The sequence below is a fragment of the Nocardioides sp. J54 genome, assembly GCF_000519005.1.
Lineage (GTDB): Bacteria > Actinomycetota > Actinomycetes > Propionibacteriales > Nocardioidaceae > Nocardioides.
The window spans coordinates 139,187-165,307 of the sequence record NZ_JAER01000002.1; the positions used below are offsets into that span (position 1 = coordinate 139,187).

Genomic DNA, 26,121 nt, shown 5'->3' on the forward strand with positions numbered 1-26,121 from the left:
CACAGCTCACGGACGGCGACGATCTCGGGCAGGAAGCGCTGGCGCTGCTCCTCGGTGCCGAACGCGATCAGCGTCGGGCCGAGCAGCTGCTCGCCGAGGTGGTTGACGCCCGCCGGCGCGTCGGCGCGGGCGTACTCCTCGTGGAAGATGACCTGCTGCCACAGCGAGAGCCCGCGGCCGCCGTACTCCTCGGGCCAGCCGACAGCGGTCCAGCCGTGCTCGGCGAGGTGCCGGTTCCAGGCCAGGCGCTCCTCGTGGGCCTCGTGCTCGCGGCCGGGACCACCCAGGCCGCGCAGCTTGGCCCACTCGCCGGTGAGGTGCTCGGCCAGCCAGGTGCGCACCTCCTCGCGGAAGGCGCGGTCCTCGGCGCTCTCGGTCAGGTTCACGGGAGCACCATACCAAGCAAATGCTTGGTAGGGTGATCCTCATGCAGACGATTCCCGCCGTCCTGCGCGCCGCCGCGCAGGAGCACGGCGACCGGCCGGCCTACGTCGACGGCGACCGCGTGGTCTCGTTCGCCGCGCTCCTCGACCTCGTCCGCCGCACCGCTGCGGGCTACCGCGCACGGGGCTTCTCCCCCGGTGAGCGCGCCGCGGTCTGGGCGCCGAACAGCGTGGACTGGGTCGTCGCCGCGCTCGCCGTCTCCTACGCCGGCGGCACGCTGGTGCCCCTCAACTCGCGCTACACCGGCCACGAGGCCGCCGACATCGTCGACCGCTCCGGCGCCACGCTCGTCGTGGTGGCCGACGGCTTCCTCGGCCGGCACCAGGTCGAGGAGCTGCGCAGCGCGTCCGACCTGCCGAAGGTCCGTGAGGTCGTCGACATCGCCGCCCTCGCCGAGGTGATGACCGAGCCCGGCGACATCGACGCCGTGGCCGACGCGGTCGGTCCCGACGACGTCGCCGACATCCTGTTCACCTCCGGCACCACCGGCCGCCCCAAGGGCGCGATGAGCGCCCACCGGCAGACCGTCGGGGTCGCCCGCGCGTGGGGCGAGCTCGGCGGTGTGAGCGCCGAGGACCGCTACCTCGTGGTGAACCCGTTCTTCCACTCCTTCGGCTACAAGGTCGGCATCGTGACCGGGCTGACGACCGGCGCCACGCTCTACCCGCTGGCGACCTTCGACCTCGACCGCACGATGGAGCTGATCGAGACCGAGCGGATCAGCGTGCTGCCGGGCGCGCCCGCGATCTACCAGTCCCTGCTGACGGCTCCCGGCCGCGAGCAGCGCGACCTGTCGAGCCTCCGGCTCGCGGTGACCGGCGCCGCCGTCGTACCCGTCGTGCTCATCGAGCGGATGCGGCAGGCCGCCCCCGAGGGCCTGGGCATCGACCAGGTCGTCACCGCATTCGGCATGACCGAGGCCGTCGTGGTCACGATGGCGCGGGACGGCGACGACGCCGAGCTCGTGGCGACCACCTGCGGCCGTGCGATCCCGGGCATGGAGACCCGCATCGACGCCACGACGCCCGGCGAGCCCGGCGAGCTGCTGGTCCGGGGGGAGTTCGTGATGCTCGGCTACCTCGACGACCCCGCGGCCACGGCCGAGGCGATCGACGCCGACGGCTGGCTGCACACCGGCGACGTCGGTGTCATGGACGAGGCCGGCAACCTGCGGATCACCGACCGGCTCAAGGACATGTACATCTCGGGCGGCTTCAACGTCTACCCCGCCGAGGTCGAGCAGGCGCTGATGCGCCTCGACGGCGTCGACGACGTCGCCGTGGTCGGCGTCCCCGACGAGCGGATGGGCGAGGTCGGCAAGGCGTACGTCGTCGGCAGCGTCTCCGCCGAGGAGGTCGTCGCGTTCGCGCGCGAGCGCCTCGCCAACTTCAAGGTGCCCCGCTTCGTGGAGCACGTGGACGCACTCCCCCGGAACCTGTCCGGCAAGGTGCTCAAGACCGCCCTTCGAGGCTCGCAGGCTCGCACCTCAGGAACCGAGGAGAACTGATGGATCTGGAGCTGTCCGACTCCGAGCTGGCCTTCCAGGCCGAGGCCCGGGCCTGGCTGGCGGAGAACGTGCCGGCCGAGCCGCTGCCCTCCCTCGACACGCCCGAGGGCTTCGAGCTGCACCGCGAGTGGGAGGCGAGGCTGTCGGCCGCCCGCTGGTCGGTCGTGTCCTGGCCCGAGGAGTACCACGGCCGCGGCGCGTCGCTCGTCGAGTGGGTGGTCTTCGAGGAGGAGTACTACCGCGCCGGTGCCCCGCTGCGCGTGGGCCAGAACGGCATCTTCCTGCTGGCACCGATCATCTTCGAGCACGGCACGAAGGAGCAGCAGGACCGCTTCCTGCCGTCGATGGCGACCGGCGAGCGGGTCTGGGCCCAGTGCTGGAGCGAGCCCGAGGCCGGCTCCGACCTCGCGTCCCTGAAGTCCACGGCTCGACGCGACGAGGCGCGCGGCGGCTGGGTGCTCAACGGGCAGAAGATCTGGTGCTCCCGCGCCGCCCTGGCGCACTGGGGCTTCGGACTGTTCCGCAGCGACCCCGAGGCGCAGAAGCACGCCGGGCTCACCTACTTCCTGTTCCCGCTCGACGCGGAGGGAGTCACCGTGCGCCCGATCGCGCAGCTCGACGGCGAGGCCGGCTTCGCGGAGGTCTTCTTCGACGACGTCTTCGTCCCCGACGCCGACGTGCTGGGAGCGCCCGGCGACGGCTGGCGCGTCGCGATGAGCACCGCCGGCAACGAGCGCGGCCTCTCGCTGCGCTCCCCCGGTCGCTTCACCGCGGCTGCCGACCGCCTCCTCGCGCTGTACGACGAGCGCCCCGACCCGCGCCTCGCCGACCGGGTCGTTGACGCCTGGCTGCGCGCCGAGGCCTACCGCCTCTACACGTGGGGCACGGTCACGAAGCTCAAGGACGGCGGCGACGTCGGTGCCTCGGGCTCGGTCAACAAGGTCTGGTGGAGCGAGCTCGACGTCGCCCTGCACGAGACGGCGCTCGACCTGCTCGGTCCCGACGCCGAGCTGGAGTCGCGCTGGCTCGACGGCTACACCTTCTCGCTGTCCGGCCCGATCTACGCCGGCACGAACGAGATCCAGCGCAACATCGTCGCGGAGCGGATCCTCGGACTCCCGCGCGAGCCGAAGGGAACGCAGAAGTGATGTTCGAGCTCACCACCGACCAGCGGGACTTCGCCGCGTCCCTCGACGCGCTGCTCTCCGCTGCCGACACCGTTGCTGCCGCCCGCGCCTGGGCCGAGGGCGACCACGACCCCGGCCTGAAGCTGTGGCAGCGGCTGGCCGAGCAGGGCCTGACCATGCTGGCGACCGACGCCACCCCCGTCGAGCTGTGCGTCGCCTTCGAGGCGCTCGGGCGCCACGCGGTGCCCGGTCCGTGGGTGGAGGCCGCGGCCTACCTGCCCGTGGCGCTCGGCCGCGAGGTCGAGGGCGTCGCCACCGTCGCGGTCCCGCCGCGGGTGCCGCTCGCCCTGGACGCCGACGTCGCCGACGAGGTCTACGTCGCCGCCGACGGGGCGCTCCGCACCGCCACGGCCGGCGACCGGCAGGTCTCGGTCGACCGGACCCGCCGGCTGTTCACGGCCGCCCCCGGCGAGGCCGTCGAGCACGGCGACCTCGACGCGGCGTACGACCTCGCGGTGCTCGCCACCGCCGCGCAGCTGCTGGGCGCGGGCGAGCGCGTGCTCGCCGACTCGGTCGCCTACGCCAAGCAGCGCCGGCAGTTCGGCCGCGAGATCGGCTCCTACCAGGCGATCAAGCACAAGCTCGCCGACGTGCGGATCGCGCTGGACTTCGCGCGCCCACTGGTCCTCGGCGCGGCCCTCGAGCCGACCCCGCGCGCGGTGTCGGCGGCGAAGGTGGCGTGCAGCGACGCGGCCTACCTCGCCACGCGCACGGGCCTGCAGGTGCACGGCGCCATCGGCTACACGCAGGAGTTCGATTTGAGCGTGTGGATCACCAAGGTCCGCGCCCTGGTCTCCGCGTGGGGCACGACGGCCGACCACCGCGCCCGCATCCTCGAGTCGCTCACCGGGAGGCCGTGATGGAGTTCGCGCTCAGCGACGAGCAGTCCGAGCTCGCCGCCACCGTCCGCAGCCTGCTCGAGAAGCGGGCCGACTCCGCGGCCGTCCGGGCGGCGTCGACGTCGCCCAGCGGCCACGACGAGGCCCTGTGGGCCACGCTGTGCGAGCAGATCGGCGTCGCGGCCCTCGCCGTGCCCGAGGAGTACGACGGTGTGGGGGCGACCTTCTTCGAGACCGCGGTCGTGCTCGAGGAGCTCGGCCGCAGCCTTGCGCCGTCACCGCTGCTCGCGACCACCGTGGCGACCGAGGCGCTGCTGGCCGGCGGCACCGAGGACGCGAAGCAGCGCCTGCTCCCCCGCATCGCGGCCGGCGAGGTGGCCACGCTCGCGCTCGGCGCCGCGCCCGTTCTCGACGGGGACCGGGCCGACATCGTGCTGGCTGTCTTCGGCGACGAGCTCGTCGAGGTCGAGGGCGCCACGGCGACCTGGACCGAGACCATGGACCAGAGCCTGCGCCTGGCCCGCCTCGACATGACCGCGGCCAGCACCCAGCCGCTCGGCGACGGCACCTCCGCAGCGCGGCGCGCCGAGCTCGTCGGCGCGGCCTCTGTCGCGGCACTCGCCGTGGGCCTGACCGACCGGGCCCTGCGGATGACGGTCGACTACAGCAAGGAGCGCGTCCAGTTCGGCCGCCCGATCGGCTCGTTCCAGGCGCTCAAGCACCGGATGGCCGACGTGTTCGCCCGCACCGAGCTCGCCCGGTCGGCGAGCTGGGCGGCGTCGTACGCGCTCGCGGACGAGGCCGTCGACGCCGACGAGGCCGCCTTCCAGGTGCACGCCGCGGCGTCGTACGCGATCGAGACGGCACGGCTCGCGGCGAGCGAGTGCGTGCAGCTGCACGGCGGCATCGCGATCACCTGGGAGCACGACGCCCACCTGGTCTTCAAGCGCGCCCACGCCCTGGGGCACCTCTTCGGCTCCCCCGAGCGGCACCGGGCGGCCGTCACCCTCTGAGGTCGCCGACGTCAGGCCGACGGCTTCGTGCAGGAGGTGGCCCGCAGGACAGCACTGGCGCGCTGGTGCGGCAGCGGGCAGCTGGCGACCCGGACCCGCGCCGGCAGGCTCGCCCGCTGCCTGATCCGCACCCGGTACCACCGGTCGCCCGTGCGGACGGCGCGGCGGTCCCACCGCGCCACCCCCGAGGCGTCGGTGCGCAGCGTGGCGACCTTGACCCACCGCTTCTTCGGCGAGTGGCGCACCTCGAGGACCAGGGCGGTGCGCGCCTGGCCACGGGCACGCAGCCGGATCGGCTGACCACGGCCCACCAGGGTGCGCTGCTTGCGCAGCGCAGGGCGGCGCACGGCGCCCGCGCGCGGCGTCAGGACCGGCCCGGACATGCCGGCGTTCGCCCGCACGGCGACCGGCCGGGCGGCGCGCGCGGTGCTGAGGAGGTCGCGGACCGAGGCGTCCAGCGGCGTCGCGACGAGGTAGGCCGGCGTGCGGTTCACCGTCCGCCGCGAGGTCACCGCCCAGATGTAGCCGACGTTCTTGTTGACCATGCCGACGAACCACGGTCCCCCGCTCGCGCCCTCGTTCATCGGGCACTGGAGGAAGGCGTCGCCGGTGGGGTCGAGCGCGGTCGTGCGCCCCGCGCACCGGCGGGCCGTCTCGCCGTCGTACGGCGACCGCGCGGGCCACCCCCACACGACCAGGTCCCGCTGCTGGACCGGGAAGCCCATCGCCAGGCCGTTCCCGCCGACCACGTCGACGAGGCGGCGGCCGTTGCGCGGGGCGACGACGAGCAGTGCCTGGTCGTGGGCGTAGTCGTCGCAGCGGTTGACCCACTCGGGGTGGGTGACGACGTGGGTGCCGACCCACGACCCGAAGGGCGCCCGGCCGCGGTCGTAGCGCGGGACGAAGAGGAAGTTCGAGAAGTACCTGCCGGCCGTGCAGCCGCCGAGGAGGACGCGCTGGCCGCCGGTGTTGACGCAGTGGCCGGCGGTGATGACGACGTTCTTCTCGGGGGTGTTCACCGAGGCGGCCGAGCACACCGCGTCGCCGGAGGCGGTGGTGAAGAACAGCTTGCCGGCGGTGCGCGGGGTGGCCAGCGTGGTGGAGCGCGGTGCTGCCACGCGGCCGCCGGAGCGGTCGTCCGCCGGGATCGGGTCGCCGTCCTGGTCGAGGTCGAGCGGGACGGCAGCCTCCATGCGACGGGGTGTCCAGTAGGAGCGGACGGCACCGGCGTCAGCAGCGGTGGCGACCTCCGCGGTGCCGGGCCCCGGGGTGGGTTCGCCGGGATCGGTCGCGGCAGCGCGCGGCCCGACCAGCCCGACGGGGAGCACCAGCAGGGCCCCGGACAGTGCCGCCAGCCAGCGCGTGCGTGTCCTCGTCATGACGACCCCCCATGTAGCCCGACGGACAACCGACTGACGGCACGCTACCGCGGCCGGGCGGTCAGGAGTCAGTGGTCCGGTAACGGCCCTTGAAGTAGAGCAGCGGCTCGGTGACTGCGGCGTCCGGCTCGTGCTGCTCGAGGTGCTCCACCTTGCCGACCACGATGAAGTGGTCGCCGCCCTCGTAGACGGCGTGGACCGTGCAGTCGAGGTGGGCCAGCGTGCCGGCGATCACCGGCGAGCCCGTCACCGCGGCCGGGGTCCAGTCGATGCCGGCGAACTTGTCGGCACCCTTGGTCGCCATCTGCCCCGAGACGTGCTCCTGGTCCGCGGCGAGGATGTTGACGCAGAACCGTCCCGAGCGCTGGATCAGCGGCCAGGCCCGCGAGCTGCGGGCGGGGATGAACGTGATCAGCGGCGGGTCCAGCGAGACGCTGGAGAACGACTGGCAGGTCATCCCCACGGGCTCGTCGCCACTCATGGTGGTGACGACGGTGATCCCGCTGGCGAAGCAGCCGAGGACGTCGCGGAAGCGGCGGGCCGCAGCCTGCGCCTCCGGGTCGTCGTGGACGGCGACCTCCTCGCCGGGACGCAGCTCGAAGTCGATGTCCGCGTCGCCGAGCCAGGACTGGATCAGCTCGGGGTGGGGCCAGGTCTCGCGGGCGTCGGGGCTGATGCCCTCGGGGATCGCGTCCTGGTTCTCTGCCACGGTGCCCACGGTAGTCCTGACCTCACTGACCGCCGAAGACGTGGCCCCAGTACGAGACCGCGGTGGACTCGCGCGCCACCCACTTGCTGTCGTCGACCGTCATGCCGTCGGTGCCGAACTCCACGTCGAAGCCACCCGGGGACTTCACGTAGAACGAGATCATCTCGTCGTTCATGTGGCGGCCCAGGGTCGCCGACAGCGGCGCGCCGTGCTTGCGCACGCGCTCCAGCGCACGACCCACGTCGTCGAGCTTGTCGACCTCGAACATCACGTGCACGCACTTGCTGGGGTTCGGCATCGGCAGGAACGCCAGCGAGTGGTGGCGCGGGTTGACCCCGAGGAAGCGCAGCCAGACCTTCGACCCCGGCTCCTTGCCGACGAACTCCCCGGGCATGCTCATCGAGTCGCGCAGGCGGAAGCCGAGCACCTCGGTGTAGAACCGCAGCGCCTCGACGTCGTCGAGGACAGGGACCACGATGTGGCCGAGGCCCTGGTCGCCGGTGACGAACTTCGCGGCGTACGGCGTCACGACGGGTCGGGACTCGTAGGTGATGCCGTGGTAGAGCTCGAAGACGTTGTCCCACGGGTCGCAGAAGCGGACCAGTTCCTGGACCCGGCGCTCGGCGAGCTCCTCGGGGGTGCCCTCCTCGAACTCCACACCTGCCTTCTGCAGGTGCTCGCGCGCGGCCTGCAGCGCCTGGTGGTCGGCGACCTCCCAGCCGGTGCAGTCGAGCTGGTCGACGTCGGAGGGGAAGACCACCACGCGGGCGGAGACCTCGTCGACGCGCCAGTACTGGTGGTCGGGGTTGGGCCCGCGGCCCTCGGCGAGGCCGAGGACCTTGCCGGCGAACTTCTGCCAGGCGTCCAGGTCGGTGCTCGCCACCCGGATGTAGCCCATGGACTTGATGTCGATGGTCATCAGCGGCTCCTCTCCACGTGTCGGGCCAGGAAGGCCGTGCAGATCTCGGCGAACTCGTCCGCGGCCTCGATCTGGGCCCAGTGGCCGCAGTTCGGGAAGACGTGCAGCTGGGCCTTCGGGATCTGCTTGAGGGCGACGAGCGCGCCGTCGAGCGGGTTGACTCGGTCCTCGCGCCCCCAGGTGAGCAGGGTGTGCTTGCGCAGCCGGTGCGCCTCGCGCCAGAGCATGCCGTCCTCGGCCCACTCCGGGTTCCAGAACGACGCGCCCATGGACCGCATCGCCTCCAGCGAGCCCGGGGCGGTGGCGTCGGCGAAGCGCTCCTCTACGAGCTCGTCGGTGACGAGTGCCTGGTTGACGACCATCGTCGAGATGAACGCCCGCAGCGCCTCGCGGCTGGGGTTCATGCTGAAGTCCATCAGCCGCTGCACGCCCTCGGTCGGGTCGGCGTGGAACAGGTTGACCGACAGCCCGCCCGGGCCCATGAGCACCAGCCGGCCGACGCGGTCGGGATGCTCGAGGGCCAGCCGCATCGCCGTACCGCCGCCGAGGGAGTTGCCGAGCAGGTGGACCCGCTCGACCTGCAGCTCGTCCAGCAGCTTGACGACGTACTCCGCCGAGTGGCGGAAGTAGTTGGCCTTCACCTCGGGCTTGTCGGACTGCCCGAAGCCGGGCTGGTCGACGAGCAGGGTGCGGAAGCTCTGCGCGAACTTCGGCAGCGCGGAGCCGAAGTTGCTCCACGCCGACGCGCCGGGGCCGCCGCCGTGCAGCATCACGAACGGCAGGCCACCGCCGACCTGCGAGCCGCCCTCAGGACCGGCCTCGTAGTAGTTCAGCGTGATGTCGCCCGCCTTCGCGGAGCGACGGGTCGCTTCCTTGGAGTAGTCCGTGCTGGATCCGCTCACCTCAGTACATCCCCGGGTCGACCTTGTGCCCGAACTGCTGGGCGCCGTACATCTGCAGCGCACGCTCGGGGTCGTTGGCGGCGTGGACGCGACCGGCGTGCGAGTCGCGCCAGGCGCGCTGGAGGTAGGTGCCCTCGGCGAGCGCGCGACCACCAGACGCCTCGAAGAGCGCGTCGATCGCCTCGATCGCCCGGGCGGTGCCGAGCACCTGGTCGCGACGCACGCGCAGGCGCAGCTCGAGCGGGATCTGCTCGCCGCGGGCGACGTGGGCCTGCTCCTCGCGGATGTTGCTCATCAGCAGCGCCCAGGCCGCGTCGACCTCCGACGAGGCACGCGCGATGCGGACGGCGGCGAACGGGTCGAGCGACGCCTTCTCGCCGAGGTACGCCGCGCGGACGCGCTTCTGCTGCATCTCGACGTGCTCGGCGTACGCGCCCTTGGCCATGCCGATGATCGGCGTGGCGATCGTCGAGGTGAAGATCGAGTGGAACGGCAGCTTGTAGAGGTCGCTGGTGTTGACCGCCTGGCCGGGGCCCTTGCACTGGCCGGTCTCCCCCATCGAGAGCGTGAACTCCTCGGGGATGAAGGTCTCCTCCACGACGATGTCGTTGGAGCCGGTGCCGCGCAGGCCGACCACGTTCCACACGTCGACGACCTGGTACTTCTCCCGCGGGACCATGAAGGTGCGGAAGTCGACGACCTGGCCCTCCTCGTTGAACACGAGGCCGCCGAGCAGCACCCACGAGCAGTGGTCGCTGCCGGAGGAGAAGCTCCACTTGCCGGAGAGCTTGAAACCACCCTCGGTCACGACCGCCTTGCCGGTCGGCGCGTACGACGACGACAGGCGCACGCTCTGGTCGGCGCCCCACACGGCCTGCTGGGCCTTGTCGTCGAAGAGCGCCACCTGCCAGGGGTGGACGCCGACCACGCTGGCGACCCAGCCGGTCGAGCCGTCGGCCGACGCGATGTCGCGGACGGCGGTGTAGAAGGCGACCGGGTCGGCCTCGAGGCCGCCGTACCGCTGGGGCTGCAGCAGCCGGAAGAACCCGGTCTCCTCGAGCTCCTTGATCGAAGCGTCCGGGATGACCCGGAGGCGGTCGCCCTCCTCTGCCCGGTCACGGAACGTCGGGAGCAGGTCGCGGACGCCGTCGAGGACGGCGGTGACCTCGGGAGAGAAGTCGTGGTGCATGTGCGCTCCTAGTGGAGGGATCCGAATAGAACAGATACTAGAACACGTTCTCGTTTTGGTCCACGTGGCACTCCCATCGGGCGCGTTGCCGGGTCGGCCGGCGAGCCTCACCGTGTGCGCGAACCACCGGCACCGGCGTGGACCCCGCGCCGGACCAGGAGCGAGCGGCTGTGCCCGCCGGTGGTTGAGGTGCGAGACGCCCCAGCGCCGAGCCTCCAAACCACCGGCCCCGGTGCACCGCACTGTGCCTGGCACCGTCCGCCAGGCAGGCCCGGAGGTTTCGAGGCTCCTCGCTGGCGCTCGTCGCACCTCAACCACCGGGGGCAGGCTCCTCGCTGGCGCTCGTCACACCTCAACCACCGGGAGCTACGACGAGGACGGACGCGACGGCGACGGTGGGTCCCATCCTCGACAGCCGCCAGCCGCCGGTGGTTGAGGTGCGAGGCGCCCCAGCGCCGAGCCTCGAAACCACCGGCCCCGTCCACCGGACTGTGCCCACCACAGCCCGCCATCAAGGCCCGGAGGTTTCGAGGCTCCTCGCTGGCGCTCGTCGCACCTCAACCACCGGGGGCAGGCTCCTCGCTGGCGCTCGTCGCACCTCAACCACCGGGGGAGGCTCCTCGCTGGCGCCCGTCGGACCTCAACCACCGGGAGTACGACGAAGCGAACCCCGAGGCCTGCCGCCGGACTGCCGGCGGTTGAGGTGCGAGGCGCCCCAGCGCCGAGCCTCGAAACCACCGGCCCCGATTCACCCGCCTGCGCCCGCCACAGCCCGCCAGGAGGCCCGGAGGTTTCGAGGCTCCTCGCTAGCGCTCGTCACACCTCAACCACCGGGAGACCGCCCTCGACAGCCGACGCGCTCGCGCCATCAGCACCGCGAGGATCGCGCGGATCAGCGCAGGTCGGGGTGCACTTGGACCTCGCAGAGCACGACGCCGTCGACCTCGACCTCGGCGACCGTGGGGTACTTCGGCCACGGGTCGCGGCGCCAGTTCATCAGGGTGTAGATCCCGAAGTCCGGCTGGCCCTCCTCGAGGATCGTCAGCTCCTTCGGCAGGTGCTCGCGGACCTGGCCGTCGACGCCCCAGCGGTTCTGGACGGTCGCGGTCTCCTGGGAGGTGTAGTCGCGCCAGTTCTCGGCGAGCCAGAGGGCGGCGTCACGGCTGCAGGCGGCCCAGTAGTCGGTCTCGAACTCGGTGTGCTGCTTCGCGAAGCCCCCGGTGGCGTCGTTGAAGTACATGTACTCGTAGGGGTAGATCCGCGCGACACCCACGAGGACCTGGGCCTGCGCGGCAACCGCGACGAGGACGGCGCCACCGGCGGCGCACGCCCGCCACGGCACGACGCGACCCGTCGCCGCCCGGCGCAGCAGCGCGCCGACACCCACGACGAGGGCGTAGGCGGCCAGCAGCAGCATCGGCGGCACCACGAAGATGAAGTGGCGCAGCGCGTTGTAGAGCGTGGGGTCGAGGACGACCAGCACGAGCACCGGGAAGACGAAGGCACCGAGCAGCGCGACGTCGGCGGCCGTCCCCCGGCGGCGCGCCAGGTCGGCCACGACCAGCACCGTGCCGGCGACGGCCAGCACGACGGAGAGCCACGGCGAGCCCTGCCACAGCCACGTGGGGACGTAGTCCCACGGCAGCTCCATGGCCTCGACCATCTCGCCCTTGTAGAGGATCGGGTCGTCCCACGGGTACTTCGACATCGACGAGATCGCGTCGGGCAGGCCGGTGACCGGGTTGAGGAAGATGAACGGCCAGACCGCCAGGATCGTCAGGTACGACGCCACGCCGACCACCAGCGTGCCCAGCCCGACGCGCCGCAGGCCTGCGACGTCGCGGGCCCGCAGCAGGAGCCAGAGCAGCGCCATCACACCGACCACGGGCACCCACAGCAGCGCGATCACACGGATCGAGACGGCGATGCCGAAGACCACGCCGAGGGCGACGAGCGGGCCGGCCGGGAACCGGTCCGGGTGCTCCTCCCAGCGCCTCGCCAGCAGGAGGGTCAGCCACAGCACCGCCAGCATCGCGACCGCGAGGGTGTGGTCCTTCGAGTTGGTCATCATCCCGCCGGTCCAGCGGGGGTAGAGCGCCAGCGCGAGGGCCGCCGCGAGCGCGAACCACCACGCACCGTGGTCCCCGATCCGTCGCGAACGGCGGGCGACCTCGAGGGCGCACAGCGCCATGAGGGCCACGCCGAGGATCCCGGTGAACCCGCAGACGAGCGAGCGCACCAGCCACGGATCTGCGTCGAACAGGCGTCCGGCGCTGGACTGCACGAATGCCACGACCGTCTCGAAGACCGGCCCGTGCTGGGGCAGCTGCATCTTCTCCGGGTAGTCGAGGAAGCTCGTGTCGCTGCCCAGGCTCAGGTACCAGTCGAGGACGCGGTGGCCGTAGTCGTCCTGCAACGGCTCGTCGTAGGTACGCCCGTGGACGTCGGCCTGGGTGAGCACGAAACCGACGAGCAGGAGCAGCAGCAGGCCCAGGAGCGTCTGGGGGGAACGACGCAGCACCACGCGAGGATAGGGGTCCCGGACCGCGCGGTCGGGCAACTTCGACGAGTTGCCGAGTACGTCACACCGTGACAGGTGGGGCATGCATGCGGCGCAGCTCCACCGTGCGCACCCCCACGCACCAGCCGACGACCGGCGCGGCCAGCGGCAGGACCGTCAGCAGGGCGACGTGCCCTGCGTGATAGCCGACCGGGCGCAGCACGGGTAGGAGCAGCGCCCACGGCAACGCGAGGCACACCACGAGCATTGGCAGCGCCACGCCCCACGGCAGGTTCCACCCGAGCACGACCGGGTCGAGCGCACGCAGCACGGTGACCACCGCCCACACGATGCCGGCTCCGGCCGCAGCGCCGAGGACGCCGCCCGCGAGGCGCTCGCCGAGCCCGTGTCCCATCTCCTGAGTCGCCCGCACGTCCCCACCCTCCCACGACAGGACGGTGGGGCCACGTGCAGTGCTCCCTACGGTGCTCCTCAGACCGCGGCCGGCGACTCCTGTGCCGCCCGCAGCTGCAGGGCGATGTCGATGAGCTGGTCCTCCTGGCCACCGATGAGCTTGCGCTTGCCGGCCTCCAGCAGGATCTGGGCGCCGGAGACGCCGTACCGCTCGGCGGCGTTGCCGGCGTGCTTGAGGAAGCTGGAGTAGACGCCTGCGTAGCCCATCATCAGGGTCATCCGGTCGAGGCGGCACTCCTCGGGCATGGCCGGGCGGATGACGTCCTCGGAGGCGTCGACGATCTTGAGGAAGTCCACGCCGGTGGTCCAGCCGAGCTTGTCGCAGACGCCGATGAAGGCCTCGAGCGGCGTGTTGCCGGCGCCGGCGCCGAAGCGGCGGACCGAACCGTCGATCTGGGTGGCGCCGGCACGTGCGGCGATGACGGTGTTGGCGACGCCGAGGCCGAGGTTCTCGTGGCCGTGGAAGCCGACGTCGGCCTGGCCGCCGATCTCGGCGACCACGGCGGAGACGCGGTCGGCGGTCTGCTCCATGATCAGCGCGCCGGCGGAGTCGACGACGTAGACGCACTGGCAGCCGGCGTCGACCATGATCCGGGCCTGCTTGGCGAGGACCTCGGGCGACTGGGTGTGGCTCATCATCAGGAAGCCGACGGTCTCGAGGCCGAGCTCGCGGGCCAGGCCGAAGTGCTGGATCGAGACGTCGGCCTCGGTGCAGTGAGTTGCGATCCGGCAGATCTGGCCGCCGTTGTCCTGCGCGGCACGGATGTCGTCCTTGGTGCCGACGCCGGGGAGCATCAGGAACGCGATCTTCGCGCGCTTCGCGGTCTCCGCGGCGATCTTGATGAGCTCCTGCTCCGGTGTGCGGGAGAAGCCGTAGTTGAAGCTGCTGCCGCCGAGCCCGTCGCCGTGGGTCACCTCGATGACGGGGATGCCGGACTCGTCGAGGGAGCGGACGATGTCCTCGACCTCCCGGGCCGTGAACTGGTGGCGCTTGTGGTGCGAGCCGTCGCGCAGGCAGGTGTCGGTGAGGCGCAGGTCGATCGTGCCGAACGGCTCGTCGCCGTGGGTGCCGGACCAGGTGCGCTGCAGGGTGTTGACGTCGGTCATCTCGGGCTCCGTATCAGTTCTGGGCGAGGATCGAGCGGGCGATGTTCTCGCCGACCTGCGCTGCGGCGGCGGTCATGATGTCGAGGTTGCCGGAGTACGGCGGCAGGTAGTCACCAGCGCCCTCGACCTCGACGAAGATCGAGACCCGGCGCATGCCGCGGGTGAAGTCGGAGGGCCCGTCGAACTGGGGCTCCTGCAGCAGCCGGTAGCCGGGGACGTACTCCTGCACGGCCTTCTCCATCGCGTGCACCGACTCGGCGATCGCGTCGGTGTCGGCGTCCGGGTCGACGGCGCAGAAGATCGTGTCGCGCATGATCATCGGCGGCTCGGCCGGGTTGAGGATGATGATCGCCTTGCCCTGGGCGGCGCCGCCGATCGACTCGACACCCGCGGCGGTGGTGCGGGTGAACTCGTCGATGTTGGCTCGGGTGCCGGGGCCGGCGCTGACGGAGGAGACGGAGGCGACGATCTCGGCGTAGGAGACTCCCCCGCTCTCCTGCGTGGCGCGGGAGACGGCGTTGACCATCGGGATGGTGGCCTGACCGCCGCAGGTGATCATGTTGACGTTGAGCGCACCCACGTGCTCGAGGCCGTTGACCGGCGGGATGACCGCGGGGCCCACGGCGGCCGGGGTCAGGTCGATCGCGCGAATCCCGGCCTCGGCGTAGCGGGGCGCGTACTCGCGGTGCACGTAGGCCGACGTGGCCTCGAAGAGCAGGTCGGGCAGCTCGTCCTGCTTGAGCAGCCAGTCGACGCCCTCGTGGCTGACGTCGAGGCCCTTGTCGGAGGCGATCCGCAGGCCCTCGCTGGACGGGTCGACGCCGATCATCCAGCGCGGCTCGACGACGTCCGAGCGCAGCAGCTTGAACAGCAGGTCGGTGCCGATGTTGCCGGGGCCGACGATGGCGGCCGTCAGCTTCCTGGTCGTGGTCATGCGGGTCACTCCTCGAACTGGACGGTCAGCGGAGCGAAGCCGCTGATGGACGCCGTCACCCGGTCCCCCGGGGCGAACGGCACGAAGGGGCCCAGGGCCCCGGACAGGATCAGGTGGCCCGCGCGCAGCGGGTCGCCGAAGCGGGTGGCCTGCACGGCCAGCCAGCGCAGCGCCTCGAGCGGGTCGCCGAGGCAGGCGGCGCCGGTGCCGGTGGAGCGCTCCTCGCTGTTGATGGTCAGCGACATGGTGACGTCGCGCGGCTCGAGCTCGCTGAGCGGGCGGCCGTCGCGACCGACGACGAACAGCCCGCTGGAGGCGTTGTCGGCGACCGTGTCGGTGAACCCGATGTCCCAGCCCTCGATTCGCGAGTCCACGATCTCGAGGGCCGGCAGGGCGACCTCGACGGCGTCGCGGACCAGGTCGATCGTGATCTCGTCCTCGGGCACGTCGATGTCACGGGCGAGCACGAACGCCACCTCGGCCTCGACCCGCGGCTGCACCAGCGTGCGCATGGAGATCGGCGTGCCGTCGACCCCGCTGCTGACGTCCATGTCGGAGAGCAGGTAGCCGAAGTCGGGCTGGTCGACTCCCAGCTGCTGCTGCACCGCCTCGGAGGTCGCGCCGATCTTGCGGCCGACGACGGTGACGCCCCCGTCGAGGCGGGCCTGCACCAGTCCCTGCTGGACGGCGTACGCCGCCGGGAGGTCGTCGGTGCCGATGAGGTCGCGCACGGCGGAGCACGGCACGCGGGTCGCCTGGGCGGTCGCGAGGCGCTCGACGGCGGCGGCGATCGCGGCTGGTTCGATCGTCGGGGAGGAGGTCACGCGGCCATACTAGAACCTGTTACAGTTTTTCGCATGAAGGAGTCGTACGACGTCGTCGTGGTCGGTGCCGGCGGCGCCGGCATGGCCGCCGCCCTCGCCGCTGCCCACCGGGGCCTCGACACCGTGGTCGTGGAGAAGAGTGCCTACTTCGGCGGCTCCACCGCCCGCTCCGGCGGCGGCGTCTGGATCCCCGGCAACTACGCACTGAAGTCCGCCGGGCAGACCGACCCGGACGACCTGGACCGGGCCAGGACCTACCTCGACGCCATCGTCGGCGACGTCGTGCCCAAGGTCCGCCGCGACACCTACCTCGAGCGCGGGCCCGAGGTGCTCGACTTCATCCGCGAGAAGACCCCGCTCGAGTTCACCTGGGTCCCGGAGTACGCCGACTACCTGCCCGAGCAGCCCGGCGGGCGCCCGCGCGGCCGCAGCGTCGAGCCCGAGCCGATGGACGCCCGCTTCCTCGGCGACGAGCTCGACCGGCTGCACCCGGCCTACACCAAGGCGCCGGCGAACCTGATCGTGATGCAGCGCGACTACCGCAAGATCAGCCTCGGCATGCGGACCATCAAGGGCCCGCTGACGATGCTCAAGGTCATGCTCAAGCGCGTGCTGGCGCTGGTGCTCGGCCGGAAGATGTACGCGATGGGCAACGCCATCGCGATCGGCCTGCGCAAGGGCCTCGTCGACGCCGGCGTGCCGGTCGAGTACGAGACGCCGCTGCAGGACCTCCTTGTCGAGGACGGCCGCGTGGTCGGGGTCGTGGTGGAGCACGACGGGCAGCGCCGGGAGGTCCGTGCCCACCGCGGCGTGATCCTCGGCTCCGGCGGCTTCGAGCACAACCAGGAGCTGCGCGAGAAGTTCCTGCCCCAGCCCACCTCGACCGAGTGGTCGACCGGCTCGTCGGCCAACACCGGCGGCGGACTGCTCGCCGGCACCGCGGCCGGCGCGGCCACCGACCTGCTCGACGACGCCTGGTGGGGACCGACCATCCCGCTCCCGGGCCGCGCCTGGTTCTGCCTCGCCGAGCGCAACCTGCCCGGCTCGATCATGGTCAACGCCGCCGGCAAGCGCTACATGAACGAGGCGCTGCCCTACGTCGAGGCGACCCACGAGATGTACAAGGGCGAGGCGACCGGCGTGAGCCACGTGCCGTCGTACCTCGTCTTCGACCAGACCTACCGCAACCGCTACCTCTTCGCCGGCCTCGCCGGCCGCCAGCCCTTCCCGGGCCGCTGGTACAAGGAGGGCGTCGTCACCCGCGCCGACTCGCTGGGCGAGCTGGCCGACAAGCTCGGGCTGCCCGAGGGCTCGCTGGAGGCGACCGTCGAGCGGTTCAACGGCTTCGCCCGCAGCGGCGTCGACGAGGACTTCCACCGCGGCGAGAGCGCCTACGACAAGTACTACTCCGACCCGACCGTGAAGCCGAACTGCTCGCTCGCCCCGATCGAGAAGGGCCCGTTCTACGCGGTGAAGATCGTCGCCGGCGACCTCGGCACCAAGGGCGGGCTCGTCACCGACGAGCGTGCGCGGGTGCTGCGCGAGGACGGCAGCGTGATCGAGGGCCTGTACGCCGCGGGCAACGTCTCGTCGGCCGTCATGGGCCACACCTACCCCGGCCCCGGCGGGACGATCGGTCCCGCGCTCGTGTTCGGCTACCTGGCCGCCGAGGACATCGCGAAGGAGAACGCCTGATGCCCATCGACCCGTCCGTCGCGATCGGCGCCGACCTCGGCGCCCGGACCTTCAGCTGGACCGAGTCCGACGTGCTGCTCTACCACCTCGGCATCGGCGCCGGCTCCCGTCCGGGCGACAACCTCTCGCCTTCTGCGCTGCGCTACACCCTCGACGACGCCGCCCTGCAGGTGCTGCCGTCCTTCGGCGTGGTGGCGCCGACCTTCCACGAGACGGACCCGCCGCCGCTCGACCTGCCGGGCTGCGACATCAACCTCGCCCAGGTCGTGCACGGCTCGCAGGCGATCTCGGTGTCCGGTCCGCTGCCGACGTCCGGCACGGCGACCATCCGCACCACGCTCACCGACGTGTGGGACAAGGGCAAGGCCGCCGTGATCTGGCAGGAGGGTGTCGCGACCTCCGACGCCACCGGCGAGGAGCTGTGGCGGGTGTGCTCGTCGATCTTCGTCAAGGGCGAGGGCGGCTGGGGCGGCGACCGCGGCTCGGCCACGCCGGTCGAGGTCCCCGACCGCGAGCCGGACCACGTGTCGTCGTACACGGTGACGCCGCAGCAGGCCCTGCTCTACCGCCTGTGCGGCGACCGCAACCCGCTGCACGCCGACCCCGACTTCGCCAAGGCCGCCGGCTTCCCGGCGCCGATCCTGCACGGGCTGTGCTCCTACGGCATCGTCCTGCGCGAGCTCACCGACGGTCTGCTCGGCGGCGACGCCTCCCGGGTCGGCGGCTTCACCGGCCGCTTCGCCGGGGTGGTCTTCCCGGGCGAGACGATCCGGGTCGCCGGCTGGCGCACCGACGCCGGCATCATCGGCTCCGCGACCATCGAGGGCGGCGACCGCGACGGCTCCCCCGTCCTCGCGGACTGCGTGCTCTCTCTGGCCTGATCCTCTGGCCTGATCCTCTGGCCTGATCCGCCGGCCGGTCAGTCCAGGCTGGCCGTGAGCCGGCGCAGCAGCGTGCGCAGCTGCTCCGCCTCCTCCGCGGAGATGCCGAGCAGCTCGCCGACGCGGCAGTGCACGTCGCCGAAGCGGGCGTGCACCTCGCGACCGGCGTCGGTCAGCGCGACGACGACGGCGCGCTCGTCGTCCGCGCTGCGACGACGGGTGACGAGCCCGTCGCGCTCCAGGCGCCGCAACAGCGGCGACAACGTGGCGTGGTCGAGGCGCAGCTCGCGCCCGACGTCCTTGATCAGCACGTCCTCGCGCGCCCCGAGCACCACCAGGACGAGGTACTGCGGGTAGGTCAGGCCGAGCTCGGCGAGGACCGGGCGGTAGGCCGCCGTCACCTGGCGCGAGGCGGCGTACAGGTCGAAGCAGAGCAGGTCATCCAGGACGGGCGCGGCGAGGGACGAATTCCTCATGCTTGGAATATACCTCGTGGGCGATTAACTTGTGCACTAGGCACTCGCCCGTCTCCCCCAACGAGAGGATCCACCCATGCCCACTCGCACCGGACGTACCGCCTGGAACGGCGGCCTGCAGGACGGCACCGGCCAGGTCGAGCTGACCTCCTCCGGCGCCGGCACCTTCGACGTGTCCTTCCCCAAGCGCGCCGCCGACGACGCCGACGGCACGACCAGCCCGGAGGAGCTCATCGCGGCCGCGCACTCCTCGTGCTACGCGATGGCCCTGTCCAACGAGATCGCCCAGGCCGGCGGCACCCCCGTCGCGCTCGACGTCTCCGCCGACGTGAGCCTCGGCCCGGACCCCGCCGGCGGCTTCCAGCTGACCGGCATCAAGCTCACCGTGCGCGCCGAGGTCGAGGGCCTCGACGACGAAGGTTTCCAGGCCGCCGCCGGCGCCGCGAAGGCCGGCTGCCCGGTCAGCAAGGCGCTCGCCGCCGTGCCGATCACGCTGGACGCGGCGCTGGAGGGCTGAGCCAGCTGCAGGAATCCCCGCCTGGCCGGGGATTCCTGCGGTTGTCGGCCGTTGCAACGGCCACTAACCGCAAGTTTCCGTCGACAAGTCCACGGTGTCGCCCACCCGGATCGACCCGCCTTCGAGCACGCGGAACACGGTCCCGGCACGGCGCCGCAGCGCCTCCTGTGCCCCGGCGCCGATCGTGTCGTCGAGGAGCTTGCAGGGTGCGGCCACCCGCACCGCCTCGAGCAGCACGTCGCCGACGCGGATCCGCGCCCCCGGCTCCCGGGGTACGACGCCGTGGCTGATCGTCAGGTTGCGGCGAGTCAGACCCGAGGGCACCGGGCGCCCGTAGGCCGTCGCCGCCTCGTCGAGCGACTCCCGGCTCTGCACGGTGACGTGGCGGTGCCGGGTGCCGTGGTAACGGTCTCCGACGATGCCGCGACCGGCCTCGACCTCGACCGCCTCCTTCGCCTGCATCGGCAGGCGGGTCGCCTTGGCGACGTGGATCGACTCCACCACCGGCGCCCCTGCCTCAACCTGCACGCGACAACACTAGGGTGGCGGGCATGCTCGAGGTCCGCCTGCCCTCGCCCGTCGGCGCGCTGCGGTCCCCGTGGCCCTATGCCGCCGTGCTGGTCGGCACCCTGCTCGTGGTCGGCCCGCTCGCCGCGCTGGCCAGCCAGGGCCTCGACTCCCTCGACCGGCTCGACGCGCTGATGATCGTGCTGGCCGGTGTGGTCATGGCCGGATGGGGCCTGCGCGAGCTCGGCCGGCCGACGTCGCTGCTGCGCCACGACGCCGTCCTGCGCCTCGACGAGTCGGGCGTGGCGGTGCACACCGGTGGGGCGCGCGACGGCGGCTGGGCGCACGTCGCGTGGCCGGACCTGATGATGGTCGAGGTGGCCTGGTGGGAGATCGTCCCGCCCTACGTCGAGGAGCCCGAGCACCTGCCGGTGCTGCGCTTCGTCACCAGCTTCGATGCGGTGATCCGGGCGCAGCCGACCGAGCTGTCGCAGCGCCTGGGCCACTCCTTCTCGATCACGCCGGAGGAGGCGTCGCTCGTCGCGATCCTCGACGGGCGGATCGGCGAGAAGCCGCTGGCGCAGGTGCGGCAGTGGCTCGCCGAGCACCAGCCGGAGCTGCCGATCGACGTCGGCCGGCGCCCCGAGCTCTAGCCCGGCCGCGGGACCTACGCCCGCGCCGCCTCGGCCTTCCCGCGCAGCGCCGCGACCATCGCGTCGGGGTCCTCGGCCGAGTAGACGGCCGAGCCGGCCACGAAGACGTCGGCGCCGGCCTCGGCGCACCGCTCGATGGTCTCCAGCGAGACGCCGCCGTCGACCTGCAGCCAGGTCTCGACGCCGTGCTTGTCCATCAGCGCCCGGGCGCGGCGGATCTTCGGCAGGCACAGGTCCAGGAACTTCTGGCCGCCGAAGCCGGGCTCGACGGTCATGATCAGCACCATGTCGAGCTCGGGCAGCAGGTCCTCGTAGGGCTCGATCGGCGTGGCCGGCTTGAGCGCCATCGACGCCCGCGCCCCCGCGGCGCGGATCTCGCGGGCCAGGCGCACCGGCGCCTTCGCGGCCTCGACGTGGAAGGTGACCGACCCGCACCCCGCCTCGACGTACGCCGGTGCGTTGCGGTCGGCGTCCTCGATCATCAGGTGCGCGTCCAGCGGGACCGGGCTGACCCGGGCGAGCGCCTCGACCATCGTCGGGCCGAAGGTCAGGTTCGGCACGAAGTGGTTGTCCATGACGTCCACGTGCACCCAGTCGGCGCCCGGGATCCGGGCCACCTCCTCGCCCAGCCGGGCGAAGTCGGAGTTGAGGATCGACGGCGTGATCTGGATGTGGCCCACGGGCGACCAGTCTAGGAGCGGTGGCCCGCGTTGCCCGATCCGGTTCCGCTGATCAGGAATTTCCCCTCCGGACCGGCTCGGGCTGGTCGATCATGGGGACAGGGAACCAAGGGCGTGTCCCCGACGGGAGGTCATCCGATGGCCATGATGAACAGCGAGGCCCGCAAGCGGTGCCTCGAGATCCGTGACGCGGCGGAGGACCCGCGCGAGGTGGCCGGCAGGCTCGCCGACGCGTGGGACCTCGAGGCAGCCCGCGAGGAGGCTGCCGGCAACGGCTTCGCGGCCGTGATCCTGCACAAGCAGGCGCGTGAGCTGCGCGAGGCGTTGCGCCTCCGGCTCAGCGCCTGAGCGCCTCCCCGATCGCAGCGACACCCTGCGCCACCTCGGCGAAGGACGTCGACAGCGGTGACAGGCCGATCCGCAGCCCGTCGGGGTTGCGGAAGTCCGGCAGCACGTCGCGCTCCCACAGCGCCGCGGTGACCTCGCGCATGCGCGGGTGGGCCAGCGTGACGTGGCCGCCCCGCAGCGCCGGGTCGCGCGGCGAGACGACCTCGACCTCCGGCAGGTCGCGGTCCACCAGGTCCAGCGCGTACGACGTGAGGGAGACCGACTTCGCCCGCACGGCCGCGATGCCGACCTCCTCGAGCAGGCCGACCATGTCCTCGAGGGCGAGCATCCCGAGCACCGGCGGGGTCCCGCTGATCAGCTGCCGGATGCCCGGGGCGGGCTCGTAGGCGGGGCCCATCGCGAACGGGTCCGCCGCGCCCATCCAGCCCTGCACCGGCTGGCGGAACGCCCCGGCCTCGAGGTGTCGGCGGGCGACGAAGCCGAACGCCGGGGAGCCGGGGCCACCGTTGAGGTACTTGTAGGTGCAGCCGACGGCGAGGTCGACCTGCCACGCGTCGAGCTCGACCTCCACCGCCCCGCTGGAGTGGCACAGGTCGACGAGGATCCAGGCGCCCGCGTCGTGCGTGATCCGGGTGAGCGCCTCCACGTCGGCCATCCAGCCGGACTTGTAGGCGACGTGGCTGACCACGACCAGCGCGGTGGCGGAACCGACCTCGGCCGCGAGCGCCTCGGGCGTCACTCCCCCGACCGGGTCGACGTCGAGCCAGCGGATGGTGAGCCCGCACTCGTGCGCGACGCCCTCGACGACGTACCGGTCCGTGGGGAAGTTGTCGCGGTCGATGACCACCTCGGTCCGGCCGGGGTGGGCGGCGACGGCGGCGCGGACCAGCTTGTAGAGCAGCACGGTCGTGGAGTCGGCGACGGCGGTCTGGCCGGGGCCCGCGCCCAGCGCGACCGCGGCGAGCCGGTCCCCCAGGGCCAGCGGCAGCTCGAACCACCGCTCGTCCCACCCGCGGATCAGCCGGCCGCCCCACTCGCCGGTGACGAAGCCGGAGATCCGCTCCGCCGTCGAGCGCAACGGTCGGCCCAGGGAGTTCCCGTCGAGGTAGACCAGCGGCGTCTCCGCCCCGACGAAGCGGTCGCGGTGGGCGGCGAGCGGGTCGGCGGCGTCGAGGGGCGCGGGGTCGAGGTTCACCGGGCGAACCTATCGGGAGGCGATGTCCTCACATCCGCTGGTTCACGGGTTTTTGCCGAACCTCCTCGTAACCACGCAGGTCCCACCCCTGTTCGGGGGTCAACGCCTTCTCGGGAAGCACGGGTCGCCGAGCCCTCCATCGGCAGCTCACAGGGAAAGGCATCACCATGCGCCGCATGAACAAGAAGAAGGCCGCCGTCGTCGGCGGCACCGTCGCCGTCCTCGTCACCGGGGGCGTGGCCTTCGCGTACTGGACCAGCACCGGCACCGGCACCGGGTCGGCCGAGGTCGGCACGTCCCTCGACTGGAAGGTCGAGATCGACGCCGTCCCCGGCACGCTCGCGCCGGGCAGCGGGACGGTCGAGGTGGACTTCCACGTGACCAACGAGAGCGACGGCGTCCAGAACCTGCAGGGTGCGGTCGCCACCGTCGTGGACACCTCGGACCCCGGGTGCACCGCTGCGGACTTCGCCATCAGCAACACCTCGGTCACCACCGGTGACGTCGCCTCCAGCGGCACGGTCGACGGCACGTTCGAGCTCGAGATGCTCAACCGCGCGGTGAACCAGGACGCCTGCAAGGGCGCCACGGTCAACCTCCAGGTCTCGGTCAACTGACGCTGTCGAGCACGAGGAGCTGAGTCGACGTGGCCGGGACCACCGGGATCCGCAAGCACACCGGGCGCCTGCGCCTGCTGGTGCTGCTGCTCGCTGCGCTCCTGGCCACGTCGCTCGGCGCCAGTGCCCTCAAGCCGACCGCGACCACGGTCGGTGCGAACCTCGGGATCAGCGTCGACCGCTCCTCGATCGGCATCACCCTCGGCTCCCAGGCGCTGGTCGCGGTCACGGTGAGCCAGCCGGGCTCGCTGCTCGGGCCGGTCCACCTCTCGGTGTCCGGCGTCCCGGCGGGCGCGAACGTGACGATCCTGCCGAACCCCGTCGTCAACGGGATCCCGGCGGTCGTCGCGGTGCAGACCAGCGGCGCGACGCCGGTCGGCAACCACCTCCTGCGGATCACCGCCACCAGCGGTGAGCAGTCGGTCTCGGTCTCGGTGCAGCTCACCATCTCCCTGGCGACCGGCTTCACCATGGCCATGTCGCCACCAGCCGCGACGGTGGTCGACGGCCAGTCGACCACCTTCAACCTCGACGTCAACCGCGGCCTCCTCGCCGGCCCGATCGGACTCTCCGTGACCGGCGTCCCGCAGCACGCGACCGCGACCGTCTCCCCGTCGCTGTCCCTGCTCGGCAGCACGGCGACGGTGAAGATCAGCACCGCCACCAACGTCGTGCCGGGCACCTACCTGATCACCGTGAAGGGCCAGGCCCTCCTGTCGTCGGCCACCGCGTCGGCGTACCTCACCGTCGTGCCGCGGACCTTCGACGACTTCCCGATCTCCGGCACGCCGGACCGCGCCCTCGCCCCGGGCAGCGCGCCCGCGGCCATCGACCTCGCGCTGACGAACCCGTTCGGCTCCCCGATGACCGTCACCGGGCTCGGTGTCGACGTGACCGGCACGGACAAGGCCGGCTGCACCGTCGACAGCTACGCGGTCGACGCGTACGACGGACCGCTGCCCCTCGTCGTGCCGGCGGGCTCGACGCGGACGCTGTCCTCTCTGGGGGTCCCGCGAGCCCAGTGGCCGGCGGTGCGGATGCTGAACCTGCCCACCAACCAGGACGCCTGCAAGGGAGCCGTCGTCCAGCTCGCCTACAGCGGCGCCGGGAACGGGGCGTGAGCTGATGTTGCACTACTCCACCACCTCACGCCGTCGGGCTCCCCGCCCGCCCCGCCACCGCGGCCGCGGCCGTGTGGCCCGCCTGCTGCGCCGTGCCGGCGCCCCGGGCGCTGCCGCCCTCGCCCTCGGCACCGCCCTGAGCGTCGGCGGCGTCGCGGCGGCGTACTTCACCGGCACCGGCACGGGCACCGGCACCGCCACCGTCGGCACCCTCGAGGCGCCGACCGCGATCGCGGCCGGTTCGACCGCGGGCACCGGCGAGGTCGAGGTCTCCTGGACCGCACCCGCCAGCGGCGCCACCCCCGACGGCTACCGCGTGCAGCGCGTCCCCGGCGACGGCCCGGCCGTCGACGCGTGCGGGACGTCGGCCAGCACCACCGTCCCGACGACCTCCTGCACCGACGACGCCGTGCCCGTGGGCACGTGGACCTACGTCGTCGTCGCGGTGCACGCGTCGTGGACGGCCACCTCCGCGCGCAGCGAGCCGGTCACGGTCGGCCAGGCGTCGCAGGCGATCACCTTCACCTCATCCCCCGGCTCCCCCGCCTACGGCAGCGCGGACTACACCGTCACCGCCACCGGCGGCGCGTCCGGCAACCCGGTCACCTTCGCCACGACCACCCCCGCGGTCTGCACCAGCGCGGGCACGAACGGCGCGACCATCAGCTTCGTCGGTGCCGGCACCTGCACGATCACCGCCGACCAGGCCGGCGACACCTACCACTCGGCCGCGGCGCAGGCGACCCAGACGTTCACCGTCGCCAAGGACACCCAGGTCGTCACCTTCTCCCCGGCCGCCACGGCCGACGCCGGCACGACCGCCACGCTCAGCGCGACGGCCAGCAGCGGCCTCACCACCATCACGTTCTCCACCTCCAGCCCGGCCACGGTCTGCACCGTCACCGGCACCCAGGTCTCCTACGTCGGCGTCGGCACCTGCGTGCTCACCGCGACCCAGCCCGGCGACGCCAACCACGCCCCGGCCAGCACCAGCGTCGGCGTGACCGTCCAGGCGGTCCAGACCGACACCGAGCCCCCGGTCATCGTGAGCGTCCAGCCCGCAAGCGGCGCCAGCGGCAGCTGGACCGGCATGGGGTGCAGCGTCAGCGGCAGTGCAGCCCGCATCTGCGTCGTCGCCACCGACGACGTCGAGGTCGCATCGGTGAGGATCACGCTGACGAAGTCCAACGGCCGTTGCTGGACGGGCTCGACCTTCGACAACGCAACCTGTCCCGAGCTGGACCTGCAGCGTTCCGGCAGCACCTGGGAGTCGGGGGCCGCTCTCACGTGGCAGAACGGCAACGGACAGCCGAACTTCACCAGCGGGACCTACACCCTGGTGGTGACCGTCACTGACACGGCCGGCAGGACGACGACGCAGACGACCACCTTCAGCATCAACGGCTCCTGAGCCTCGTCTCCGCCTCTCCAGAAGCGGGAGCCACTTCCCCTGTCCACGGATGGACACATCATGATGGTCCGGACATGTAGGGGGTGTACCCCA

The 26,121-nt window shown here is 72.2% G+C and carries 26 protein-coding genes and 1 pseudogene; 12 read left to right on the forward strand and 15 right to left on the reverse strand.

Annotation, left to right across the window (positions count from 1 at the left end; genetic code table 11):
* Nucleotides 1–74 precede the first annotated feature (74 nt).
* Nucleotides 75–386, reverse strand: a pseudogene (locus tag NOCJ54_RS30650) (acyl-CoA dehydrogenase family protein); the annotation flags it as partial.
* A gap of 41 nt (nt 387–427) precedes the next feature.
* On the opposite strand from NOCJ54_RS30650, the gene NOCJ54_RS0102010 reads away from it, so the two are divergent.
* From NOCJ54_RS0102010 to NOCJ54_RS0102025, 4 genes are read left to right on the forward strand one after another with little or no spacing between them, the layout of a single operon-like run.
* On the forward strand, nt 428–1,951 hold the full coding sequence (locus tag NOCJ54_RS0102010) for a FadD3 family acyl-CoA ligase (RefSeq protein ID WP_028654128.1): 1,524 nt from the start codon (nt 428–430) through the stop codon (nt 1,949–1,951).
* On the forward strand, nt 1,951–3,099 hold the full coding sequence (locus NOCJ54_RS0102015; RefSeq protein ID WP_028654129.1) for an acyl-CoA dehydrogenase family protein: 1,149 nt from the start codon (nt 1,951–1,953) through the stop codon (nt 3,097–3,099). Before NOCJ54_RS0102010 ends, NOCJ54_RS0102015 begins: the two co-directional genes overlap by 1 nt.
* Nucleotides 3,099–3,998 carry an acyl-CoA dehydrogenase family protein gene (locus NOCJ54_RS0102020; protein ID WP_232221650.1) on the forward strand — a complete coding sequence of 300 codons (900 nt, stop codon included), beginning with the start codon at nt 3,099–3,101 and terminating at the stop codon, nt 3,996–3,998. Before NOCJ54_RS0102015 ends, NOCJ54_RS0102020 begins: the two co-directional genes overlap by 1 nt.
* The gene (locus tag NOCJ54_RS0102025) at nt 3,998–4,990 is read left to right on the forward strand and encodes an acyl-CoA dehydrogenase family protein (RefSeq protein WP_028654131.1); all 993 of its coding nucleotides are present in this window, start codon (nt 3,998–4,000) and stop codon (nt 4,988–4,990) included. The genes NOCJ54_RS0102020 and NOCJ54_RS0102025 overlap by 1 nt, the downstream gene beginning before the upstream one ends.
* Before the next feature lie 11 nt (nt 4,991–5,001).
* Here the strand turns inward: NOCJ54_RS0102025 and NOCJ54_RS27940 are convergent, their stop codons facing one another.
* The 10 genes from NOCJ54_RS27940 to NOCJ54_RS0102075 form a co-directional block, all read right to left on the reverse strand.
* The gene (locus NOCJ54_RS27940; protein ID WP_051485379.1) at nt 5,002–6,369 is read right to left on the reverse strand and encodes a trypsin-like serine peptidase; all 1,368 of its coding nucleotides are present in this window, start codon (nt 6,367–6,369) and stop codon (nt 5,002–5,004) included.
* Nucleotides 6,370–6,430: 61 nt separating this feature from the next.
* Nucleotides 6,431–7,078, reverse strand: a complete 648-nt coding sequence (locus NOCJ54_RS0102035; RefSeq protein WP_232221651.1) for a flavin reductase family protein — start codon at nt 7,076–7,078, stop codon at nt 6,431–6,433.
* A 22-nt stretch (nt 7,079–7,100) separates the two neighbouring features.
* Complete coding sequence (gene hsaC, locus NOCJ54_RS0102040) at nt 7,101–7,997, reverse strand: iron-dependent extradiol dioxygenase HsaC (RefSeq protein ID WP_157514763.1); 897 nt, start codon at nt 7,995–7,997, stop codon at nt 7,101–7,103.
* Entirely contained in the window at nt 7,997–8,899 is a 903-nt protein-coding gene (gene hsaD / locus NOCJ54_RS0102045) for a 4,5:9,10-diseco-3-hydroxy-5,9,17-trioxoandrosta-1(10),2-diene-4-oate hydrolase (protein WP_028654134.1), read from the reverse strand. The genes hsaC and hsaD overlap by 1 nt, the downstream gene beginning before the upstream one ends.
* Nucleotide 8,900: 1 nt before the next feature.
* Entirely contained in the window at nt 8,901–10,088 is a 1,188-nt protein-coding gene (hsaA, locus tag NOCJ54_RS0102050) for a 3-hydroxy-9,10-secoandrosta-1,3,5(10)-triene-9,17-dione monooxygenase oxygenase subunit (protein ID WP_028654135.1), read from the reverse strand.
* Nucleotides 10,089–10,980: 892 nt separating this feature from the next.
* A complete protein-coding gene (locus tag NOCJ54_RS0102055; protein ID WP_157514764.1) occupies nt 10,981–12,609 on the reverse strand; it encodes a hypothetical protein in 1,629 nt (542 codons plus the stop codon).
* A gap of 61 nt (nt 12,610–12,670) precedes the next feature.
* On the reverse strand, nt 12,671–13,021 hold the full coding sequence (locus NOCJ54_RS0102060; protein WP_157514765.1) for a hypothetical protein: 351 nt from the start codon (nt 13,019–13,021) through the stop codon (nt 12,671–12,673).
* Between the two features lie 59 nt (nt 13,022–13,080).
* Nucleotides 13,081–14,169, reverse strand: a complete 1,089-nt coding sequence (gene dmpG / locus NOCJ54_RS0102065; protein WP_084254872.1) for a 4-hydroxy-2-oxovalerate aldolase — start codon at nt 14,167–14,169, stop codon at nt 13,081–13,083.
* A 13-nt stretch (nt 14,170–14,182) separates the two neighbouring features.
* Nucleotides 14,183–15,103: an acetaldehyde dehydrogenase (acetylating) gene (locus NOCJ54_RS0102070; RefSeq protein WP_028654139.1), complete on the reverse strand. Its 921-nt coding sequence runs from the start codon at nt 15,101–15,103 to the stop codon at nt 14,183–14,185.
* A gap of 5 nt (nt 15,104–15,108) precedes the next feature.
* Nucleotides 15,109–15,927, reverse strand: coding sequence for a 2-keto-4-pentenoate hydratase (locus NOCJ54_RS0102075; protein WP_028654220.1), 819 nt, complete (start codon nt 15,925–15,927; stop codon nt 15,109–15,111).
* A 33-nt stretch (nt 15,928–15,960) separates the two neighbouring features.
* On the opposite strand from NOCJ54_RS0102075, the gene kstD reads away from it, so the two are divergent.
* Nucleotides 15,961–17,622: a 3-oxosteroid 1-dehydrogenase gene (gene kstD / locus NOCJ54_RS0102080; RefSeq protein ID WP_036516512.1), complete on the forward strand. Its 1,662-nt coding sequence runs from the start codon at nt 15,961–15,963 to the stop codon at nt 17,620–17,622.
* Nucleotides 17,622–18,503, forward strand: coding sequence for a MaoC/PaaZ C-terminal domain-containing protein (locus NOCJ54_RS0102085; RefSeq protein WP_028654141.1), 882 nt, complete (start codon nt 17,622–17,624; stop codon nt 18,501–18,503). The genes kstD and NOCJ54_RS0102085 overlap by 1 nt, the downstream gene beginning before the upstream one ends.
* Nucleotides 18,504–18,541: 38 nt before the next feature.
* Here NOCJ54_RS0102085 and NOCJ54_RS0102090 read toward each other — a convergent pair whose 3' ends face one another.
* Entirely contained in the window at nt 18,542–18,979 is a 438-nt protein-coding gene (locus NOCJ54_RS0102090) for a MarR family winged helix-turn-helix transcriptional regulator (protein WP_028654142.1), read from the reverse strand.
* Nucleotides 18,980–19,055: 76 nt separating this feature from the next.
* Here NOCJ54_RS0102090 and NOCJ54_RS0102095 point away from each other — a divergent pair, with 76 nt between their 5' ends.
* On the forward strand, nt 19,056–19,496 hold the full coding sequence (locus NOCJ54_RS0102095; RefSeq protein ID WP_028654143.1) for an OsmC family peroxiredoxin: 441 nt from the start codon (nt 19,056–19,058) through the stop codon (nt 19,494–19,496).
* 63 nt (nt 19,497–19,559) lie between these two features.
* Here NOCJ54_RS0102095 and NOCJ54_RS0102100 read toward each other — a convergent pair whose 3' ends face one another.
* A complete protein-coding gene (locus NOCJ54_RS0102100; RefSeq protein ID WP_028654144.1) occupies nt 19,560–20,024 on the reverse strand; it encodes an MOSC domain-containing protein in 465 nt (154 codons plus the stop codon).
* A 23-nt stretch (nt 20,025–20,047) separates the two neighbouring features.
* Between NOCJ54_RS0102100 and NOCJ54_RS0102105 the strand changes: the two genes are divergently transcribed.
* Nucleotides 20,048–20,656 carry a hypothetical protein gene (locus NOCJ54_RS0102105; RefSeq protein ID WP_028654145.1) on the forward strand — a complete coding sequence of 203 codons (609 nt, stop codon included), beginning with the start codon at nt 20,048–20,050 and terminating at the stop codon, nt 20,654–20,656.
* Nucleotides 20,657–20,670: 14 nt separating this feature from the next.
* On the opposite strand, the gene rpe is transcribed toward NOCJ54_RS0102105, so the two are convergent.
* Nucleotides 20,671–21,336 (reverse strand): ribulose-phosphate 3-epimerase, encoded by a 666-nt coding sequence (gene rpe / locus NOCJ54_RS0102110; protein WP_028654146.1) that lies wholly within the window; start codon nt 21,334–21,336, stop codon nt 20,671–20,673.
* A gap of 138 nt (nt 21,337–21,474) precedes the next feature.
* Between rpe and NOCJ54_RS0102115 the strand changes: the two genes are divergently transcribed.
* The gene (locus tag NOCJ54_RS0102115; protein ID WP_028654147.1) at nt 21,475–21,684 is read left to right on the forward strand and encodes a hypothetical protein; all 210 of its coding nucleotides are present in this window, start codon (nt 21,475–21,477) and stop codon (nt 21,682–21,684) included.
* On the opposite strand, the gene NOCJ54_RS0102120 is transcribed toward NOCJ54_RS0102115, so the two are convergent.
* Nucleotides 21,674–22,879: a kynureninase gene (locus NOCJ54_RS0102120; RefSeq protein WP_028654148.1), complete on the reverse strand. Its 1,206-nt coding sequence runs from the start codon at nt 22,877–22,879 to the stop codon at nt 21,674–21,676. The two genes, NOCJ54_RS0102115 and NOCJ54_RS0102120, sit on opposite strands and share 11 nt — an antisense overlap.
* A gap of 176 nt (nt 22,880–23,055) precedes the next feature.
* Between NOCJ54_RS0102120 and NOCJ54_RS0102125 the strand changes: the two genes are divergently transcribed.
* The 3 genes from NOCJ54_RS0102125 to NOCJ54_RS0102135 are packed head-to-tail and all read left to right on the forward strand — an operon-like array spanning nt 23,056 to nt 26,028.
* Nucleotides 23,056–23,496, forward strand: a complete 441-nt coding sequence (locus NOCJ54_RS0102125) for a hypothetical protein (protein ID WP_157514766.1) — start codon at nt 23,056–23,058, stop codon at nt 23,494–23,496.
* Nucleotides 23,497–23,525: 29 nt separating this feature from the next.
* Entirely contained in the window at nt 23,526–24,617 is a 1,092-nt protein-coding gene (locus NOCJ54_RS27945) for a COG1470 family protein (protein ID WP_051485380.1), read from the forward strand.
* A gap of 4 nt (nt 24,618–24,621) precedes the next feature.
* A complete protein-coding gene (locus NOCJ54_RS0102135) occupies nt 24,622–26,028 on the forward strand; it encodes a hypothetical protein (RefSeq protein ID WP_036516516.1) in 1,407 nt (468 codons plus the stop codon).
* Nucleotides 26,029–26,121 lie beyond the last annotated feature (93 nt).